Source organism: Pseudomonas sp. FeS53a, assembly GCF_000931385.1.
Classification (GTDB): domain Bacteria; phylum Pseudomonadota; class Gammaproteobacteria; order Pseudomonadales; family Pseudomonadaceae; genus Metapseudomonas; species Metapseudomonas otitidis.
Genome location: NZ_JYFT01000036.1, coordinates 908 through 19,782 on the forward strand (window position 1 = coordinate 908; position 18,875 = coordinate 19,782).

Here is an 18,875-nt window from a genome sequence, read left to right on the forward strand (position 1 = left end):
CCGACGGAAGCTGACCAAGCAGGGCGATCCGGAAATCCGCCGGCTGCTCTATACGGCAGCAATGGCAGCCAGCCGCACCGTCGCCTGGAAAGACTGCTACCAGGGTTACCTGCAACGCGGCCTGAAGAGAACCGAAGCGCTGGTCATCCTGGCGCGCAAGCTGGCTAGGATCGCCTTTGCCGTGATGAGAAGTCAGAAGCCATATCGACCTCGCGTCGCTACGGCGGATTGACATGGAATCTCCCACAGAGGCGTGGTTCGTAGGATGGGTAGAGCGGAGCGAAACCCATGCGGTCCGGAGCACGCCGATGACGGGTTTCGTACCTCGCGGAACGCCGCCCGACCCAGCCTGCGTGGAGCACATTTCCCCACACGGGGCTGCCTCGTCCAGGATGAAAAAGCCCCGCGTTCGCGGGGCTTCGTTCATCCAGCGGTGGCTCAGCGCTTCTGCGGTGCCGGCTGCTGCTGGGTGATGCAGTGGATGTTGCCGCCGCCGAGGAGGATCTCGCGGCCGGGCACCATCACCACGTCGTGCTGCGGGAACAGGCGCTTGAGGATCGCTTCGGCCTCGGCGTCCTTCGGGTCGTCGAACTTCGGCGCGACGATGCCGCCGTTGACGATCAGGAAGTTGACGTAGGAGCCCGCCAGGCGGATCGACGGGTCGCGCTCCTGGGTGCCTTCCACCAGGTCGACGCCGGCGCACTCTTCCTCGGTGGCGTGGATCGGGCCGGGGATCGGCATCTTGTGCACCACCAGCTGGCGGCCCTTGGCGTCGCGGGCCTGCTCCAGCACCTTCATTGCGGCCTGGCAGCGCGGGTAGTTGGGGTTGGCCGGGTCGTCGGTCCAGGCCAGCAGCACTTCGCCCGGGCGCACGTAGCAGCAGAAGTTATCCACATGGCCGTCGGTCTCGTCGTTATAGAGGCCATCCGGCAGCCAGACGATGGTGTCCACCGCCAGGTGGTCGCGCAGCACCGCTTCGATCTCCTCGCGGTTCAGGTGCGGGTTGCGGTTGCGGTTGAGCAGGCATTCCTCGGTGGTGATCAGGGTGCCTTCGCCATCGACGTGGATGGAGCCGCCTTCCAGCACGAAGCCTTCGGTGCGGTAGCGGGCGCAGCCTTCGATCTCGAGAATCTTGCGGGCCACCTGGTCGTCACGCTGCCAGGGGAAGTAGAGGCCGCCGTCGAAGCCGCCCCAGGCGTTGAACGCCCAGTCCACGCCGCGCACTTCGCCCTGGTCGTCGATGACGAAGGTGGGGCCGGTGTCACGCACCCAGGCGTCGTCGGTGGTGATCTCCACCACGCGGATGTTGGCGTCGTCCAGGCGCGCGCGTGCGTTCTCGTACTGGGCGGCGGAGGCGCACACGGTCACCGGCTCGAAGCGGGCGATGGCCTTGGCCACGGCGGTGAAGGCGGCCTGGGCGGGCTTGCCGCCGAGGCGCCAGTTGTCCGGGCGCTCGGGCCAGACCATCCAGGTGCGGGTGTGGGGCGCCCACTCGGCGGGCATGTGGAAGCCATCGGCGCGGGGCGTGCGGATCGGGGTGCTCATGGGGCGGTCCTTGGTGGAGGGCGCAGGCCGTTGATGAGGCCGGCCTGCGGCGCCGGGTCGGTCATTCGGAGAGGGTTTCGCCGTCGAGGGTCGCGATCGGCCAGTACAGGTTAGGACGGCGGTCGCGGAACACGCCCCAGGCGGTGCGTACCTTCTCCAGTTCGTCGAGGTCGAAGCGGTGGATAAGGATACCTTCTTCGACCTCGTCGAGTTCAGCCACCTTGCGGCCGAACTGATCGGCAATGAAGGAGGAGCCGTAGAAGGTGATGTCGTAGCCGTCCTGCTCTTCGCGGCCGATGCGATTGGAGGCGATCAGCGGCATGACGTTGGCGCCGGCATGGCCCTGCTGCACGCGCTGCCAGTGGTCGCGGGAGGTGATGGTGGCGTCGTGGGGTTCGCTGCCGATGGCGGTGGGGTAGAACAGCAGCTCCGCGCCCATCAGCGCCATGCTGCGGGCGCATTCGGGGAACCACTGGTCCCAGCAGATGCCGACGCCGATGCGGGCGTAGGCGGTGTCCCAGACCTTGAAGCCGGTGTCGCCGGGGTTGAAGTAGTACTTCTCGTGGTAGCCGGGGCCGTCCGGGATGTGGCTCTTGCGGTAGACGCCGAGGTTGCTGCCGTCGGCGTCGAGGATGGCGATGCTGTTGAAGCGGGCACGGCCGGCGCGTTCGAAGAAGCTGATGGGCAGCACCACCTTGAGTTCGGCGGCGAGCCGGCTGAAGTGGGCGATGGCGGCGTTCTCCTCCACCGGGGTGGCCAGCTGGGCGTAGTCGGCGTTGGGCTTCTGGCAGAAGTAGGGCGTCTCGAACAGTTCCTGGATCAGGATGATCTGCGCGCCCTGGGCGGCGGCCTGGCGCACCAGCTTCTCGGCATTGGCGATATTCGCGGCACGATCCCAGGAGCAGGCCATCTGGGTGGCGGCGACGGTAACGATGCGGGACATGGAACACCTCGTCGAACGGTTGCGGACCGGTGCCGGATATTCATCGGCATTCCGGGGGATTCCGTGCGATCGGTCGCGGTCCAGTCGCGCGGATGGCACCGTTATATTCGATAAAAATCCGTTTTGAAAGGGATTTTTAGCGTTCGCTCAGCGTGAAGAGGCTTCTAGCTCGATAACTATCGGCTTTTCAGGCGTCCTGGATGGCGTCGCGCTTGGGCAGGCAGTGCGGCAGGTAGAGCCCCAGGTAGGCGTCGAACACGCGCATGCCTTCCTCGGCCAGGCGTGGGGTGATGTGGCCGTGCTGCTGCACGGAACGCGCGTAGACGCGGTCGCCCAGCTCCATGGCCAGGGAGAAGACGTTCAGGTCCTCGGGCAGGGCGGGCAGCGGGAAGTGGCGTTCGAACACGGCGTGCATCAGGTGGCCCAGCTCGATGTCCAGCTGGCGGTCGGCCTGGGTCACTTCGGTGAGCCCGTGCTGGGCGAGGATCAGCTGGCGGGCGGCGGCGTCGGCGTCGTAGATCGCCAGCATGCGCTCCTCGACGATCCGCGACAGGTCGCGCCAGCTGCGCAGCGCGGCGTGGTCCACCGGTTGCTGCAGGCTGGCGCGGAAGGCGGCGTGGACGTCGGCGGTCAGCGCTTCGAGGATCGCCGGGACGCTGGAGAAGAAGTGGTAGACGGAGGAGGGCGGCATCTCCGCCCGCTCGGCGACGCTGTAGATCGACAGGTTTGCCACGCCCTGTTCGGCGAGCAGGCCCCGGGCGGCGTCGAGGATGGCGGCGATGCGCAACTGGCTGCTGGCGCGGGGCTTGCGGGCGGTGGCAGGGCGGGACATCGGCGGCTCCTCGGCGGTGAGGCGCTATTGGACGCCAGCCGCCGGGGCCGGGGCAAGGGGCTCAGTCCGCCGGGGCGGGCTCGACCTTCAGCAGCACGCCATCCTGGCCGACCACGCGGACGTGGCTGCCGGCCGGCAGGTCCGGGCCGACCACCAGCCACACCGAGTCGCCGGCGCGGATCTTGCCGCGCCCGCCCTCGATGGCCTGCAACAGGGTGAACTGCCGGCCCAGCAGCTCCTGGCCGCGGCGGTTCAGGCCCGGCTGGTCGGAGGCGCGCACGGCCACCTGCTGGCGCCGCCACCAGTAGGCGGCGGTGGCCACGGCGAGCAGGCCGAAGAGCACGAACTGTGCCTGCCAGGGCAGGTCCGGCACGAAGAACACCAGGGCACCGACCCCGGCGGCGGCCAGGCCGATCCACAGCAGGTAGCCGCCGGCGCCGAAGACTTCGAGGATCAGCAGCAGGGTGCCGAGGGCCAGCCAGTCCCAGAAGGCGAGGTTCTGCAGGTACGCCAGCATGCTCAGCCCTTCTTGTCGCCGAAGGTGGCCTTGACGATCTCGCCGATGCCGCCGACCGAGCCGATCACCTGGCTGGCTTCCAGCGGCATGAGGATCACCTTGCTGTTGTTGGCGCTGGCCAGGTTGCCGAGGGCTTCGACGTACTTCTGGGCGACGAAGTAGTTCACCGCCTGGACGTTGCCGGTGGCGATGGCGTTGGACACCACGCGGGTGGCCTCGGCTTCGGCGGCGGCGGCCCGTTCGCGGGCTTCGGCTTCGAGGAAGGCGGCGGCGCGCTGGCCTTCGGCGCGGAGGATCTCGGCCTGCTTCTGGCCTTCGGCGGTGAGGATGGCAGCGGAGCGGGAACCTTCCGCTTCGAGGATCTGCGCGCGCTTCAGGCGCTCGGCCTTCATCTGGCTGGCCATGGCTTCCACCAGGTCGTTGGGCGGGCTGATGTCCTTGATCTCGATGCGGGTGACCTTCACGCCCCAGGGGGCGGTGGCTTCATCCACGGTGTGCAGCAGGCGTTCGTTGATGGCGTCGCGCTGGCTGAGCATGGCGTCCAGCTCCATGGAGCCGAGCACGGTGCGGATGTTGGTCATCACCAGATTGCGGATGGCGTGTTCGAGGTTGTTCACCTCATAGGCGGCCTGGGCGGTGTTGACCACCTGGAAGAAGCACACGGCGTCGATCTGCACCATGGCGTTGTCGGCGCTGATGGCTTCCTGCGGGGGGATGTCCAGCACGCTTTCCATGACGTTGACCCGGCGGCCGATGCGGTCCACCACCGGGACGATGATGTTCAGGCCGGGCTTGAGGGTGGTGGTGTAGCGGCCGAAGCGCTCGACGGTCCACTCGAAGCCCTGGGGCACGATCTTGAACCCCATGAAGACGATGGCCACCGCGAGGGCGACGAAGAGGATGACGACGGTACTGATGCCCATGCTGTACTCCTTGGCAGTGCGTCGGGCGGGGCGTTGCGCCCCGTGGTCCAGGTCGGTTGGCCCGGCACCTTTGCACAGCTCAGTGTGGCCTGCAAATACGCGGGGCGCCGCCGAGTCCCGTGGTTATTTCTGTTCGCTCTGGGGGGTGACGCGCAGCACTTCCTCCACCGTGGTCTGGCCGGCGGCGATCTTCTGCGCGCCGGACAGGCGCAGGCTGCGCATGCCGTCCTTGAAGGCTTGGCGGCGCAGGGCGACGAGGTCGGTGTCGGCGGTGATCAGGCTTTTCACGCCGTCGCTCAGCAGCATGATCTCGTAGACCCCGGCACGGCCGCGGTAGCCGGTGTCGCGGCATTCCAGACAGCCCACGGCGCGGTGCGCGCCGGTGGGCAGCGGGGCGCTCCAGGGGCGGGTGAGGTTCTGCCAGTCCTCTTCCTCCAGCTCCATGGGTGCCTTGCAGTGTGGGCACAGGGTGCGCACCAGGCGCTGGGCCATGACCCCGAGCAGGGTGGCGCGCAGCAGGTAGTAGGGCACGCCCAGTTCCAGCAGGCGGGTGATGGCACTGGGGGCGTCGTTGGTGTGCAGGGTGGAGAGCACCAGGTGGCCGGTGAGGGCGGCCTGGATGGCCATCTCGGCGGTCTCCAGGTCGCGGATCTCGCCGACCATGATGATGTCCGGGTCCTGGCGCATCAGCGCGCGCACGCCGCTGGCGAAGCTGAGGTCGATGTTGTGCTGCACCTGCATCTGGTTGAAGGCGCCTTCGATCATCTCGATGGGGTCTTCGATGGTGCAGACGTTCACCTCGCTGGTGGCCAGCTGCTTGAGCGTGGTGTAGAGCGTGGTGGTCTTGCCCGAACCGGTGGGGCCGGTGACCAGGATGATGCCGTTGGGCTGGTGGGTCATGCTCTGCCAGCGCTTCAGGTCGTCCTGGGAGAAGCCCAGCTGGTCGAAGCTCTTGAGCAGCACCTCGGGGTCGAAGATCCGCATCACCATCTTCTCGCCGAAGGCGGTGGGCAGGGTCGACAGGCGCAGCTCCACCTCGCCGCCGTCCGGGGTCTTGGTCTTGACCCGGCCGTCCTGGGGCTTGCGCTTCTCGGCCACGTTCATCCGCCCGAGGCTCTTCAGGCGGCTGACGATGGCCATCGTGACCTGGGGCGGGAACTGGTAGACGTTGTGCAGCACGCCGTCGATGCGGAAGCGCACGGTACCCTGCTCGCGGCGCGGCTCGATGTGGATGTCGCTGGCGCGCTGCTGGTAGGCGTACTGGAACAGCCAGTCGACGATGTTGACGATGTGGGCGTCGTTGGCGTCCGGCTCCTGGTCGCTGGCGCCGAGCTTGAGCAGCTGCTCGAAGTTGCCCACGCCGCTGATCTTCTGGTCCACGGCGGTGGCGCCGCTGACCGATTTGGCCAGGCGGTAGAACTCGGTGGTGAAGCGTTGCAGGTCGGCGGGGTTGGCCACCACGCGCCGGATGGGGCGCTTGAGCACGTGGGTGAGGTTGCTCTCCCAGCTGTGCACGAAGGGCTGGGCGCTGGCGATGGTGACGCTCTCGCTGTCCACCGCCACGGCGAGGATCTTGTGGCGCTGGGCGAAGGCGTAGGACATCAGCGGGGTGACGGCGGCGACGTCGATCTTCAGCGGGTCGATGCGCAGGTAGGGCTGGCCGCAATAGTCGGCCAGCCACTGGGTGAGGGTCTCCAGCTCCAGCTTGCGGCCGGGGCGCTTGAGGTCGTCCACCTGCTGGCTGGCGAGGAACTCCAGCGGGTGCTGCTGGTTGTTCACCGCGCTGCGGCGGATGGCCAGGCATTGCTCGGCGGTGTCCTGGGCGATCCGGCCCTGGTTCACCAGCTCCCGGAGCAGGTCATTGAGATCCAGCCAGCGATCCTGGGCGGCCGATGCGAAAGCCGACATGCGTTCTCCTTGGTCGTGCAGTCCCGACGGGAAAGCGTAGTCAATGCGCCTTCCCCGCAGGGTGCCAAGGATGCCCGAAACCACCCTCCCAGGGCCAAGCTGTTTGCGTGACCCGGTCGGCAGCCTGACCGATCAGCCAGTAACCTGCAGCTCCACGCCGAGGATGCCGACCTGGCTGCGCAGGCGCCGGGCGATGACCTCGGCGCGGTGCAGCGGCAGGTCGGTGAGGACCACGTCGATGCGCAGGTCGTCGTCCAGGTGGCGGGCCTCTACCCGCAGCGGCAGCACCTGCAACTGGGCGAAATGACCGAGCAGGCGCAGCAGCAGGTCCGGCTCGGCGGCGGCGTGCACGGCGAAGCGCAGCGGGCGAGGGGCCTCGTCGGGCTTCCAGGGGTCGCTGCGCGTCCCTTCGGTGGACGGGGTTGCGGGCAGCGGCTGGCAGGCGGCGGATTCGCGTTCGAACATGGCGGGGGCTCCGGTTGGGATGGGCACAGTTTCCCAGCCGAAGCGGCAAAATATCTGCCTATCTCGCGGGCTTATCCGGCTTTTTGCACATAGAATTTCCCCGTATTGCCTGATGAGGGGAAAAACATGCCTTTGGAGCTGGACGCCTACGACCGCCGCATCCTCGACCTGTTGCAGGAAGACGCCGGGCTTTCCACCGCCGAGATCGCCGAGCGCGTCGGGTTGTCCCAGTCGCCGTGCTGGCGACGCATCCAGCGGCTCAAGGAGGAGGGGGTGATCCGTCGCCAGGTCACCCTGCTGGACCGGCGCAAGATCGGCCTCAACGCGCAGATCTTCGCCCAGGTGAAGCTCAACGCCCACGGCCGCTCCAACCTCACCGAATTCGCCGAGGCCATGCGCGGCTTCCCGGAAGTGCTGGAGTGCCATGTGCTGATGGGGGCGGTGGATTTCATGCTGCGCATCGTCACCCGGGACATCGAGGCCTATGAGCGCTTCTTCTTCGAGAAGCTGTCCATGGTGCCGGGCATCCAGGAGGTGAACTCCATCGTCGCCCTGTCGGAGATCAAGTCCACCACCTGCTTGCCGGTGGAGGGGTAGTGCTGGAACCTTCATGGGCACCCTTGTAGGGGCGACTTCAGTCGCCAAGCGGGCCGTAGGTCCGCCCCTTGAGGTCACGACGGGACCGCTGCGCGGCCCTTTCGCGAATGAATTCGCTCCTACCGGGCGGGCCCACGGTGCTCGACGGGACGGGACTGCTGCGCAGTCCTTGGGCGAATGAATTCGCCCCTACGGGAGCCGCCCATGAGCCGGCGTGCGTAGGGCGGACCGCGCTTCATCGGTCCACCTGGCGTGTAGCCCGGGCTTCAGCCCGGGAGCGGGGCGGACCATCCCCGGGCTGAAGCCCGGGCTACTGGATGTAAACCCCGCAGGCACAAAAAAGGCCGGCAGAGGCCGGCCTTTCTCGTTGTGCAGCGGGTCAGGCGTTGAGGCCGGTGGCCTCGTCGGCGCCGATGTGCACGTTCATGCACTGCACGGCGGCGCCGGCGGCGCCCTTGCCGAGGTTGTCCAGGCGGGCGACCAGGTTCAGGCGGTCGGCGGAGCCGAAGACGAAGAGGTCGACGCGGTTGGTGTCGTTGCAGCCCTGGACGTCGAAGAAGCCGCCGTCGAGGTTGCCTTCGTCACCGGCTGGCATCACCCGCACGAACTGCTCGCCGGCGTAGTGCTGGCGGTAGATCTCGGCGATCTCGGCGGCGCTGGCCTTGCGTGCCAGGCGCTCGGTGTAGAGCGGCACGGTCACGGCCAGGCCCTTGAGGAAGGGGCCGACGATGGGGTTGAACACCGGTGCCTGGGCCAGGCGAGCCTGGACGCGCATTTCCGGCAGGTGCTTGTGCTCCAGGCCCAGGGCGTAGGGGCGCGGGCTCATCAGCTTGGCGTCATTGCCGGCTTCGTACTGGGCGATCATGCCCTTGCCGCCGCCACTGTAGCCGGTGAGGGAGAAGGCCGAGAGCGGGTAGTCGGCGGGCAGCAGGCCGGCGTCGATCAGCGGGCGCACGGCGAGGATGAAGGCGCTGGCGTGGCAGCCGGGGACGGCGATGCGCTTGCTGGTGCGGATCTTCTCGCGCTGGCCGGCGGCCAGTTCCGGCAGGCCGTAGGCCCAGCTGTCGTCGGTACGGAAGGCGGTGCTGGCGTCGATGATGCAGGTGTTCGGGTTGGTCACCAGGGACACCGCCTCGCGGGAGGCGACGTCGGGCAGGCAGAGGAAGGCGACGTCGGCGGCGTTGAGGAAGCGCGCACGTTCGGCCGGGTCCTTGCGCTTGTCATCGGCGATGCGCAGCAGCTCCACGTCGGAACGGCCGGACAGGTAGTCGAGCAACCGGAGGCCGGTGGTGCCTTCCTGACCATCTACGAACACTTTGAAAACCATGGCGGACTCACTCGGTAAAGACGAAGGAACCCCAGCCGGGGCTGATGGGGCGTGCATTGTAACCAGGCCCGCAGGTCACGGCGATGGGCGTTCCTCGGCGGCCTTGCGGGCGGCGCCCGGGGGCGTCAGGCCCATGGAGACATAGACGCTGGTGAGGGCGTCGACGCCCATGTCGGCGGGACGCACCCAGTCCACCGGGACGTAGAGCAGCCCGCCGCCCACCGGGATCGGCGCGGTGGGCACGAGGATGGCGCAGTAGGCGCGGCCTTCCAGCTCGATGGGCTCGGAGCTGGGCTGCAGTGCCAGCACGGCGGCGCCGTCGCCGCCGAAGAAGCACCACACCGGCTGCATGGTGGTGATGTCGGCGTTCTTGTCCTTGTCGAGCATGCCGACGAAGCGGTCGGCGACGTTGTAGACGTTGCCGATCAGCGGGGTGCGGCGCAGGGTCTGGTCGAACAGCCAGGCCAGCGGCCGGCGCAGGCCCAGCTGCACGGCGAGGCCCAGGGGGTAGAGGCTGCCCAGCAGCACCAGGGTGCCGACGAACCAGGCCAGGACCGGATTGCTGGCGAACGGCTGGCCGAGGGCGGCGAGCAGTTGGCCGATGAGGGTGGAGGGGCCCACCAGGCGGTTCAGCAGGCTGACGATCCAGGCCAGCAGCGCCAGGGTCAGGACCAGCGGCAGCAAGGCCAGCAGGCCGGTGAACCAGGTGGTGATCAGGGAGCGGAGGCTGTGCTTGAACATGCGGGGGCTCCAGGCCCGCCACCCGGGGTGGCGGGCCGGCGTGTCACTTCAGCAGGTGTTTCCAGCCCTTCAGGGTCAGCAGGTGCTGGGCTTGGGCGCTGCGGGCTTCACGGCTGGCGTCGTCCAGGGGCTGGGCGGCCAGTTCGGCGAGCTTGCTCAGTTCGCCGAAGCAGCGGTCCACCTCGGGTACTTCCACCAGCACGCCACGGGCCAGGCGCAGCCAGACCAGCAGGCGCTCGATGCGCGGCAGCTGCTCGGCCAGGTCTTCCGGCTGGCGGCGGTAGCGGTCCAGTTGCAGGGCGACGGCTTCCTCGGCCAGCAGGCGCGGCAGCCAGCGGCCGATGGCTGCCTGGCCCTGGCGCTCGCCGCGGGCGTTGCGGCCCTGGGTCCAGCTGCGGCCCAGCAGCCAGCGCGAGGCTTTCAGGGAGAACAGGCCCCAGCGGGTGCCGGCCAGTTCCTCGGCGAATCGCGCCGGGGCGGCCTGGCGCACGCTTTCGTCGTCCTGGCCGGCGTTGACCACCGGGCGCCAGTCGCCGATCAGCGCATCCAGCGCCTGGCGCAGCTCATGGCTGGTGGGGCGCGGAGCGGCCTGGCCGAGGCTGCCCAGCAGGGCGCGCAGGTCGACCAGTTGCTGCAGCCAGTCGGCCAGCAGCTTCCAGTGGCCGTTGAAGCGGTACTGCTCGGCCAGGCGCTGGCTGTTGCCCAGCAGGGTCCAGCCGAGGGCGGGGATGGTGTCGTCCAGCGGCTGTTCGAAGGTGAGTTCGGGGGCGGGCAGGCTGACGCTGTAGCTCTGGGCGTCATACAGGCGGTAGCCGCGCTCGGCCTTGCTGATGTCGCAGGGCATCAGCGGCAGGTCGGCGGCCAGGGCCTCGGCCAGCTCCAGCAGGGCCTCGGGCTCGCCCTGGCGCAGCTCCAGTTCCAGCTCGCAGATTTCTTCCGCCTGGTCGCCGGCGATGACCTTGCCCAGGTCCAGGGCGGCTTCGATCACCACCTTGGCCTTGCCACGGCCCCAGGCCACTTCGGCGCGCTGGCGCACGAAGTCGGTGGTGAACAGCGGGGCCAGGGTCTTCTTGTCCAGCTCGGCAAGGCTGGCGGGCCAGCACTCGTCGCTGAGCTTCTTGGTGTCCAGCTTGGCCTTGGGCAGGTACCAGTCCCACTCGTTGCGCTCGGACAGCCCGGCCACGCTCTGGCCACGGGTCTTCAGGGTCTGGATGAACTGGTCGCCGTCGCGGCGCATGCGCAGCGCCACGCGGGCCTGGGCCAGGTCGCGGGCGGGGGTGTCGTAGTACTGGTTGAACAGTTCGCGGGTCTCCCAGCCACCCTTGATGCGCTTCTTCAGCAGCGGGTGGTCGCGGAGGGCGTCGAGGGTCTCGCGGCTGGCGCGGAGCTTGATTTCGGTTTCTTTCTGCATGGCCGGACTTTCTGGTGCAGCGCGGGATGGCTGTCGAGGGCGTGAAGTCTACAGCAGCGCGGCGGGGCCTGCCGGGTGGTTTCGCCAGCGGTGACGCCTGCCTATGATGGGCGCTCGTCGGTGGAGAACCCCCATGCGCCTTCCAGACCTGAAGACCCAGTTCGCTGCGTTGATCGCCGCGCCCTCGGTCAGTTGCACCCAGCCCCATTGGGACCAGTCCAACCTGCCGGTCATCGAGCTGCTGGCCGCCTGGCTGGGCGAGCTGGGCTTCACCTGCGAGATCCAGACCGTGGCGCCGGGCAAGGCCAACCTGCTGGCCACCCTGGGCAGCGGCCCCGGCGGACTGGTGCTGGCCGGGCACAGCGACACCGTGCCCTTCGACGCGGCGCTGTGGCAGACCGACCCGCTCGCCCTCACCGAGGTGGGCGATCGCTGGTACGGCCTGGGCAGCTGCGACATGAAGGGCTTCTTCCCGCTGGTGATCGAAGCGGTGCGCGGGCTGGATGGGCAGGTGCCACGCCAGCCGCTGATCGTTCTCGCCACCTGCGACGAGGAAAGCTCCATGTCCGGCGCCCGCGCCCTGGCAGCGGCCGGTCGGCCCCTGGCGCGGGCGGCGGTGATCGGCGAGCCCACCGGGTTGAAGCCGATCCGCCTGCACAAGGGCGTGATGATGGAGCGCATCGACATCCTCGGGCAGAGCGGCCACTCTTCCGACCCGGCGTTGGGCCGCAACGCCCTGGAGGCCATGCACGAGGGCATCGGCGAGCTGCTGGCGCTGCGCCGCGAATGGCAGGCGCGCTTCCACAACCCGCTGTTCAACGTGGCGGGGCCGACCCTCAACCTGGGCTGCATCCACGGCGGCGACAACCCCAATCGCATCTGCGGCCAGTGCAGCCTGGAGTTCGACCTGCGGCCCTTGCCGGGCATGGAGCCCGAGGTGCTGCGCGAGGCCATCGGCCAGCGCCTGCGCCCGGTGGCCGAGCGCCACGGCGTGTCCCTGGACTACCGGCCGCTCTACCCGGCGGTGCCGCCGTTCGAGGAGCCGGCCGACAGCGAGCTGGTGCAACTCGCCGAACGTCTAACCGGGCATGCCGCAGAAGCGGTGGCCTTTGGCACCGAAGCACCGTATCTTCAGCACCTCGGCTGCCAGACCCTGGTGCTGGGCCCTGGCGACATCGCCTGCGCACACCAGCCCGACGAGCACCTCGAACTGTCACGGATCGCACCTACGGTGGCGCTGTTGCGTCAGTTGATCCGTCATTACTGCATCACCCCAACCCAACCAGGGCACCTCTGAAAACGTAGGCGAGGCCGTCAGCGCAAGGCAAAAACAGGCGAAAAAGCGCAGTTTACGTACGGTAAATGAGCATTTTGAGCCGGTTTTTAACGCCGCGATGACAACGCAGGTAGTTTTCAGAGGTGCCCGCCAGATGACTCCCCAGGAGGGCTTCCGCTGATGTTGCTGCGACGACGATAAACGCAACGCCACCTGCTCCGTTTCCGGAGTAGCACCGTTCATTTCGCCCCCGTCACAGGCATTCGGAATCCCATGCACGACTACGTCAACTGGCTGCGCCATGCTTCGCCCTACATCAATGCCCACCGGGACTGCACCTTCGTGGTGATGCTGCCCGGCGAGGGGGTTGCCCACCCGAATTTCGGCAACATCGTCCACGACCTGGTGCTGTTGCACAGCCTGGGCGTGCGCCTGGTGCTGGTGCACGGTTCGCGCCCGCAGATCGAGGCGCGCCTGGCCGCGCGCGGGCTGACCCCGCACTTCCACCGCGACCTGCGCATCACCGACGGCCCCACCCTGGAATGCGTGATCGACGCCGTGGGCCAGCTGCGCATCGCCATCGAGGCGCGGCTGTCCATGGACATCGCCGCCTCGCCGATGCAGGGCTCGCGGCTGCGGGTCACCGGCGGCAACTTCGTCACCGCGCGGCCCATCGGCGTCGTCGACGGGGTCGACTACCACCACACCGGCGAGGTGCGCCGGGTCGACCGCAAGGGCATCGGCCGCCAGCTGGACGAGCGCTCCATCGTGCTGCTCTCGCCGCTGGGCTATTCCCCCACCGGGGAGATCTTCAACCTGGCCTGCGAGGACGTGGCGACCCGTGCCGCCATCGACCTGGGCGCGGACAAGCTGGTGCTGTTCGGCGCCGAACGCGGGCTGATCGACGAACACGGCCGGCTGGTGCGTGAGCTGCGCCCGCAGCAGGTACCGCAGCACCTGGCGCGGCTGGGCAACGGCTACCAGGCCGAGTTGCTGGACGCGGCCGCCCAGGCCTGCCGCAGCGGGGTCAAGCGCAGCCACCTGGTGAGCTACGCCGAGGACGGTTCGCTGCTCACCGAGCTGTTCACCCGTGACGGTGGCGGCACCCTGGTGGACCAGGAGCAGTTCGAGTCCCTGCGCGAGGCCACCATCGACGACGTGGGCGGGCTGATCGAGCTGATCACTCCGCTGGAGGAGCAGGGCATCCTGGTGCGTCGCTCGCGAGAAGTGCTGGAGCGGGAGATCGGCCAGTTCAGCATCGTCGAGCGCGACGGCCACATCATCGCCTGCGCGGCGCTCTACCCGATCGCCGAGTCCGAGGCGGGGGAGCTGGCGTGCCTGGCGGTGAACCCGGAGTACCGCCATGGCGGTCGCGGGGACGAGCTGCTGGAGCGCATCGAGGAACGGGCCCGGGCCCTGGGCCTGAAGACCCTGTTCGTCCTCACCACCCGTACCGCCCACTGGTTCCGCGAGCGCGGCTTCCAGCCCAGCGGCGTGGAGCGCCTGCCGGCGGCGCGGGCCTCGCTGTACAACTACCAGCGCAACTCCAAGATCTTCGAGAAGGCGCTGTAACGACACGGACTGCGCATCTGGGGTGCGCAGCCCGGTGTGGGGCGGGGATCAGAAACGGTCGCGGATCACGGCTTCGTCGAAGGCCAGCTTGCCGATGCGCGGCTTGGCTTCGACGGCTTGCTTGCCGACGGCGACCATCAGGCCGATGACGTGGTTCTCCGGCAGGTTGATCAGCTTGGCCACGGCGTCGAAGTCGAAACCGTCCATGGGGCAGCTGTCCAGGCCACGGCCGCGCGCGGCCAGCATCAGGGTCTGGGCCACCAGGCCGCAGCTGCGCATGGTTTCGTCACGCTGCACCTGGGGCTTGCCGCGGTAGTAGTTGTCGATGGCGCCGGCCATGAATTCCTGCACCGGTTGCGGCGCGTCGGCCCAGACGCGGGCGGCGTCCTGTTCCCAGGCGTCGAGGCGGGCGCAGATCACCACCAGCATCGAGGCTTCGGTCACCTGGGCCTGGTTCCACGCTACTTCGCGGATCTGCTGGCGCAGGGCGGGGTCGCTGACTTCCACCAGGCGCACGTGCTGCAGGTTGAAGGCGGTGGGGGCGAGCAGGGCCAGCTTCAGCAGTTCGTCCTTCTCTTCGCGGCTCAGGCTGTGCTGGGTGTCGTAGCCCTTGATGGCGCGGCGGGTACGGATGGCTTCGTCGATGTGCATGGTCGGCTCCTGGTCAGGCGCAACGGTGGAAAGGGTGCGCCATCCTAAGCAGGCCGGTGAACGCCGACCAGTGAGGAATGGCGATAAAACACATCGAATTCATCACCTCCGGGTATCGGCCAGTTGCTGGCGCACCTCGGCGTAGGGGTAGGCCTCCAGGGCGCCGAAGGCGGGCAGGCTGCGGGCCTTGAGGCGGGTGAACACCGGGGTGGCGATGCCGCAGAGCAGGCGGGTCAGGCAGTCGACGCTGGGGGCGCGGCCTTTGGCCTCGCGGTAGCGCTCGATGAAGGCCTGGCAGCGGCCTTCCAGATCCTGCCCGGCGAGGGGCGCCAGCGGTGCCGGCGGCGGCAGCACCGCCACCCGGCCGGCGCACACGGAGCAGTGGCCGCAGGCGGCCGGGGCGGCCTGGTCGCCGAAGTAGCGGGCCAGCCGGGCGCTGAGGCAGGTGTCGCTGGCGAACAGCGCGAGCATGGCCTGGATGCGGGCGATCTCGCTGTCCTCCTGCTGGCGGAAGTAGCGGTGGAGCTCATCGGCCAGGGCCTCGGCGTCGAAGTCGGGCTGGCGCAGGGCGTAGACCTCGGTCATCTGCTTGCTCTCCAGCTCGATCCAGCCGCGCTCCTGGAAGAAGTCCAGGGCCTTCACGACCCGCGCACGCTCGGCGGCGTGCTCGCGGTAGAGCCGGTCGAAGTCCACGGTGCACCAGGTGCGCGCGCGGGTGGAGGTGTCCACCAGGGCCTGGACGAACTGCCGGCGCTCGCCCTCGAAGTGCGCCAGCAGCGCCTCGGGCTCGATCAGGTACTTGAAGCGGTATTCGGCGAAGTAGGCGAACAGCGGGGCGATCAGGCCGCGCAGCTCCAGCTGCACCAGCAGGGTCTTCAGCGGCAGCGGGCGGATGTTGCTCTGCTCGGAGAGGGCGCCGGCCATCAGCTCCCAGCGCCCGTCGGGGCCGGTGGCGCTGTGCAGTTCCTGCAGCACCTCGGCGATGCCGTCGCGCTCGGGGGTGTCGCCGTAGACGAAGTTCTCCAGCACGTTGAGGCCGTCGCGGTTGGCCAGCACCAGGCATTCCGAGGGTTGGCCGTCGCGGCCGGCGCGGCCGATCTCCTGGCTGTAGTTCTCCACCGACTTGGGCAGGTCGTAGTGCACCACCAGGCGGATGTCGGCCTTGTCGATGCCCATGCCGAAGGCGATGGTGGCGACCATCAGGTTCACCTCGCCGTTCATGAAGCGCCGCTGCAGGCCTTCGCGCACGCTGTGGTCGAGGCCGGCGTGGTAGGCGCAGGCGTCGATGCCCTGGCGGGTGAGGTGGGTGGCCAGCTCTTCGGCGCTCTTCTGCTGGGTGACGTAGACAATGCCGGGCTTGCCGGGCCGGGCCCGCAGCCAGTCCACCAGGTAGCGGCGGCGCTGCTCGCCGGCCACGGGCTCCACCTGCAGGTGCAGGTTGGGCCGGTAGAAGCCGGTGGTGACCACGTCGGCGGAGTCGATGGCGAACTTGCGCTGCATGTCGGCGATCACCGCCGGGGTGGCCGTGGCGGTGAGCAGCAGCACCTGGGGGATGCCGAACTCGCGCTGGTAGTCCGGCAGTTTGAGGTAGTCGGGGCGGAAGTTGTGGCCCCACTCGGAGATGCAGTGGGCCTCGTCCACCACCAGCAGGGAGATCGGCACCTGCTGGATGAAGTGGCGGAAGCGTTCGTTCTTCAGCCGCTCCACCGAGATCATCAGGATCTTCAGTTCGCCGCTGCGGGCGCGGGCCATGACCTCGGCAGCCTCTTCGCGGCTCTGGGCCGAGTCGATGCTGGCGGCGGCGATGCCGTGGGCGTGGAGGAAGGCCAACTGGTCCTGCATCAGCGCCAGCAGCGGCGACACCACCAGGGTCAGGTGCGGCAGGTGCAGCGCGGGCAGTTGGTAGCAGAGGGACTTGCCGGAGCCGGTGGGGAAGATCGCCGCGGCCGAGCGGCCGGCCAGCACGGCGCTGACGGCGGCTTCCTGGCCGGGGCGGAAGCGGTCGTAGCCGAAGACGCGGGCGAGGGTGGCGAGGGGCATGGCGTCACTCCGTGAGAGGGCTGGGGATGATGGACTATCTGTGGGGGGGCGTTGGGCCGAGGGGGCAACCCGCTGGTACCCGCCCTGTGGCCACGGCCAGGCTGGTTATCGCGTTTTGCGGATGTCTTCTGTTTCGCCCCGCCGGGCGAGTCACTTTTCTCAATCGTCGGAATGCCGCCCACAGAAAAGTAACCAAAAGGGCTCGTCCCTGCATCCGGGTCCCGCTTCGCGGGACTTCCCTCGCTACGTCGCCGCTACGGGGGCCGGCGCGATGGGCCATCCCTGGCCTGGCGCGCCTCTCGCGGCATCCATGCCGCTCGTCCCCCTGCGTAACGACTGCGCTCGGCCTCCTGAAGGGGCAGGTTCCCCGCGCCACCATCCTGGTCAGGTTTGGCTCCGGAGCGCGCTTCTATGCTGTGTAGATCGGGCAAGTCTATAGGGACACGAAAAATGAAAAAGCCGCCCGTAGGCGGCTTCTTCGTACAACGGGTCCCTTACAGCTTGGGACCGGCGTTGCGGATGGCGTCGGAGACGTCGAACTTCTTGAAGTTCTCGACGAATTTCTCGGCCAGGGCCTTGGCGGCTGCGTCGTAGGCGGCTTTGTCAGCCCAGGTGTTGCGCGGGTTGAGCAGCTCGGTCTCGACGCCTGGAACGGCCTTCGGCACGTCCAGGTTGATGATGTCCAGGTGCTCGGTCTCGGCACCGACCAGCGCGCCGCTCTGGATGGCTGCGATCACGCCACGGGTGGTGGGGATGCTGAAGCGCTTGCCGACGCCGTAGCCACCGCCGGTCCAGCCGGTGTTGACCAGGTACACCTTGGAACCGAAGCCCTGGATGCGCTTGATCAGCAGTTCGGCGTACTCACCGGCCGGGCGCGGGAAGAAGGGGGCGCCGAAGCAGGTGGAGAAGGTGGACTTGATGCCGCCGCCGGAACCCATTTCGGTGGAGCCGACCAGGGCGGTGTAGCCGGACAGGAAGTGGTAGGCCGCCTGTTCGTTGTTGAGGATGGAGACGGGCGGCAGTACGCCGGTCAGGTCGCAGGTCAGGAAGATGACCGCGTTCGGCTCGCCGGCACGGTTGGCTTCGACGCGCTTCTCCACCAGGTGCAGCGGGTAGGCGGCACGGGTGTTCTGGGTCAGGCTGTCGTCGCTGTAGTCGGGCAGGCGGGTTTCCGGGTTGAGCACGACGTTTTCCAGCACGGCGCCGAACTGGATGGCTTTCCAGATCACCGGCTCGTTCTTCTCGGACAGGTCGATGCACTTGGCGTAGCAGCCGCCTTCGACGTTGAACACGGTGCCCACGCCCCAGCCGTGCTCGTCGTCACCGATCAGGTAACGGCTCGGGTCGGCGGAGAGGGTGGTCTTGCCGGTGCCGGACAGGCCGAAGAACAGGGTGGTGTCGCCGTCTTCGCCGACGTTGGCGGCGCAGTGCATCGGCAGCACGTCTTTCTCCGGCAGCAGGAAGTTCTGCACGGAGAACATGGCTTTCTTCATCTCACCGGCGTAGCGCATGCCGGCGATCAGGACTTTCTGCTGGGCGAAGTTGAGGATCACGCAACCGTCGGAGTTGGTGCCGTCACGCTCGGGCTCGCAGACGAAGTTCGGGGCGTTGATGATCTGCCATTCCTGGCGGCCCTGCGGGTTGTACTGCTCGGGGTTGATGAACAGGCAGCGGCCGAACAGGTTGTGCCAGGCGGTCTCGGTGGTCATCTTGACGGCCAGGTAGTGCGCGGGGTCGGCACCGACGTGCACGTGGGAGACGAAACGCTCGCGTTCGGTCACATAGGCTTCGACACGGGCCCACAGTGCATCGAACTTGTCCGCCGGGAAGGGACGGTTGATGGCGCCCCAGGCGATCTTGGCGTCGGTGCTCGGCTCCTGAACGATGAAGCGGTCAGCCGGAGAACGGCCGGTGCGATGGCCGGTCTGCACGACCAGCGAACCGTTGGCGGCCAGTTCACCTTCGCCACGGCGGATGGCTTCTTCGACCAGTTGCGCGGCGCTGATGTCGGTGTACACGGCTTTATTGGCTTGCGTCATGTGGTTCCCCGTCGGCCAGAGGCCGAGTCCTCCAATGCGAAATGTAGTGAGCCTTGCGACCCGCTACAGCGAAAAAAGTGCGCCGGAT

17 protein-coding genes are annotated in these 18,875 nt (G+C 68.1%); 4 read left to right on the forward strand and 13 right to left on the reverse strand.

Annotated elements, in window-relative coordinates; all coding sequences use genetic code 11:
* Window positions 1–232, forward strand: a 232-nt coding sequence (locus SZ55_RS27990) for a transposase (protein WP_152644471.1), incomplete at its 5' end; no start/stop codon positions are given.
* A 206-nt stretch (window positions 233–438) separates the two neighbouring features.
* Here SZ55_RS27990 and aguA read toward each other — a convergent pair.
* From aguA to SZ55_RS10340, 7 genes are all read right to left on the reverse strand, one after another.
* Window positions 439–1,545: an agmatine deiminase gene (gene aguA, locus SZ55_RS10310; protein WP_044405248.1), complete on the reverse strand. Its 1,107-nt coding sequence runs from the start codon at window positions 1,543–1,545 to the stop codon at window positions 439–441.
* A 61-nt stretch (window positions 1,546–1,606) separates the two neighbouring features.
* Complete coding sequence (aguB, locus tag SZ55_RS10315; RefSeq protein ID WP_044405251.1) at window positions 1,607–2,488, reverse strand: N-carbamoylputrescine amidase; 882 nt, start codon at window positions 2,486–2,488, stop codon at window positions 1,607–1,609.
* Between the two features lie 187 nt (window positions 2,489–2,675).
* Complete coding sequence (locus SZ55_RS10320; RefSeq protein ID WP_044405254.1) at window positions 2,676–3,320, reverse strand: TetR/AcrR family transcriptional regulator; 645 nt, start codon at window positions 3,318–3,320, stop codon at window positions 2,676–2,678.
* Between the two features lie 61 nt (window positions 3,321–3,381).
* A complete protein-coding gene (locus tag SZ55_RS10325; protein WP_044405257.1) occupies window positions 3,382–3,837 on the reverse strand; it encodes an NfeD family protein in 456 nt (151 codons plus the stop codon).
* Window positions 3,838–3,839: 2 nt separating this feature from the next.
* On the reverse strand, window positions 3,840–4,760 hold the full coding sequence (locus SZ55_RS10330; protein WP_044405260.1) for an SPFH domain-containing protein: 921 nt from the start codon (window positions 4,758–4,760) through the stop codon (window positions 3,840–3,842).
* Between the two features lie 123 nt (window positions 4,761–4,883).
* Window positions 4,884–6,668, reverse strand: coding sequence for a GspE/PulE family protein (locus SZ55_RS10335; protein ID WP_044405263.1), 1,785 nt, complete (start codon window positions 6,666–6,668; stop codon window positions 4,884–4,886).
* A 132-nt stretch (window positions 6,669–6,800) separates the two neighbouring features.
* Window positions 6,801–7,133 (reverse strand): hypothetical protein, encoded by a 333-nt coding sequence (locus SZ55_RS10340; protein ID WP_052807576.1) that lies wholly within the window; start codon window positions 7,131–7,133, stop codon window positions 6,801–6,803.
* 126 nt (window positions 7,134–7,259) lie between these two features.
* Between SZ55_RS10340 and SZ55_RS10345 the strand changes: the two genes are divergently transcribed.
* Window positions 7,260–7,730: an Lrp/AsnC family transcriptional regulator gene (locus SZ55_RS10345; protein ID WP_044405265.1), complete on the forward strand. Its 471-nt coding sequence runs from the start codon at window positions 7,260–7,262 to the stop codon at window positions 7,728–7,730.
* A 379-nt stretch (window positions 7,731–8,109) separates the two neighbouring features.
* Here SZ55_RS10345 and argC read toward each other — a convergent pair whose 3' ends face one another.
* From argC to SZ55_RS10360, 3 genes are all read right to left on the reverse strand, one after another.
* Complete coding sequence (gene argC / locus SZ55_RS10350; RefSeq protein WP_044405268.1) at window positions 8,110–9,057, reverse strand: N-acetyl-gamma-glutamyl-phosphate reductase; 948 nt, start codon at window positions 9,055–9,057, stop codon at window positions 8,110–8,112.
* Between the two features lie 75 nt (window positions 9,058–9,132).
* Window positions 9,133–9,798, reverse strand: coding sequence for a DUF502 domain-containing protein (locus SZ55_RS10355; protein WP_044405272.1), 666 nt, complete (start codon window positions 9,796–9,798; stop codon window positions 9,133–9,135).
* 43 nt (window positions 9,799–9,841) lie between these two features.
* A complete protein-coding gene (locus SZ55_RS10360) occupies window positions 9,842–11,209 on the reverse strand; it encodes a CYTH domain-containing protein (RefSeq protein ID WP_044405274.1) in 1,368 nt (455 codons plus the stop codon).
* 133 nt (window positions 11,210–11,342) lie between these two features.
* On the opposite strand from SZ55_RS10360, the gene argE reads away from it, so the two are divergent.
* Together argE and argA are read left to right on the forward strand one after the other, a co-directional pair.
* The gene (gene argE, locus SZ55_RS10365; RefSeq protein WP_044405277.1) at window positions 11,343–12,506 is read left to right on the forward strand and encodes an acetylornithine deacetylase; all 1,164 of its coding nucleotides are present in this window, start codon (window positions 11,343–11,345) and stop codon (window positions 12,504–12,506) included.
* Window positions 12,507–12,758: 252 nt separating this feature from the next.
* Window positions 12,759–14,057: an amino-acid N-acetyltransferase gene (gene argA / locus SZ55_RS10370; protein WP_044405279.1), complete on the forward strand. Its 1,299-nt coding sequence runs from the start codon at window positions 12,759–12,761 to the stop codon at window positions 14,055–14,057.
* Between the two features lie 48 nt (window positions 14,058–14,105).
* Here argA and SZ55_RS10375 read toward each other — a convergent pair whose 3' ends face one another.
* The 3 genes from SZ55_RS10375 to SZ55_RS10385 form a co-directional block, all read right to left on the reverse strand.
* On the reverse strand, window positions 14,106–14,708 hold the full coding sequence (locus tag SZ55_RS10375) for a nitroreductase family protein (RefSeq protein WP_044405281.1): 603 nt from the start codon (window positions 14,706–14,708) through the stop codon (window positions 14,106–14,108).
* 102 nt (window positions 14,709–14,810) lie between these two features.
* Window positions 14,811–16,748 (reverse strand): RecQ family ATP-dependent DNA helicase, encoded by a 1,938-nt coding sequence (locus tag SZ55_RS10380; protein ID WP_044405283.1) that lies wholly within the window; start codon window positions 16,746–16,748, stop codon window positions 14,811–14,813.
* 494 nt (window positions 16,749–17,242) lie between these two features.
* Window positions 17,243–18,787, reverse strand: coding sequence for a phosphoenolpyruvate carboxykinase (locus tag SZ55_RS10385; RefSeq protein ID WP_044405286.1), 1,545 nt, complete (start codon window positions 18,785–18,787; stop codon window positions 17,243–17,245).
* Window positions 18,788–18,875 lie beyond the last annotated feature (88 nt).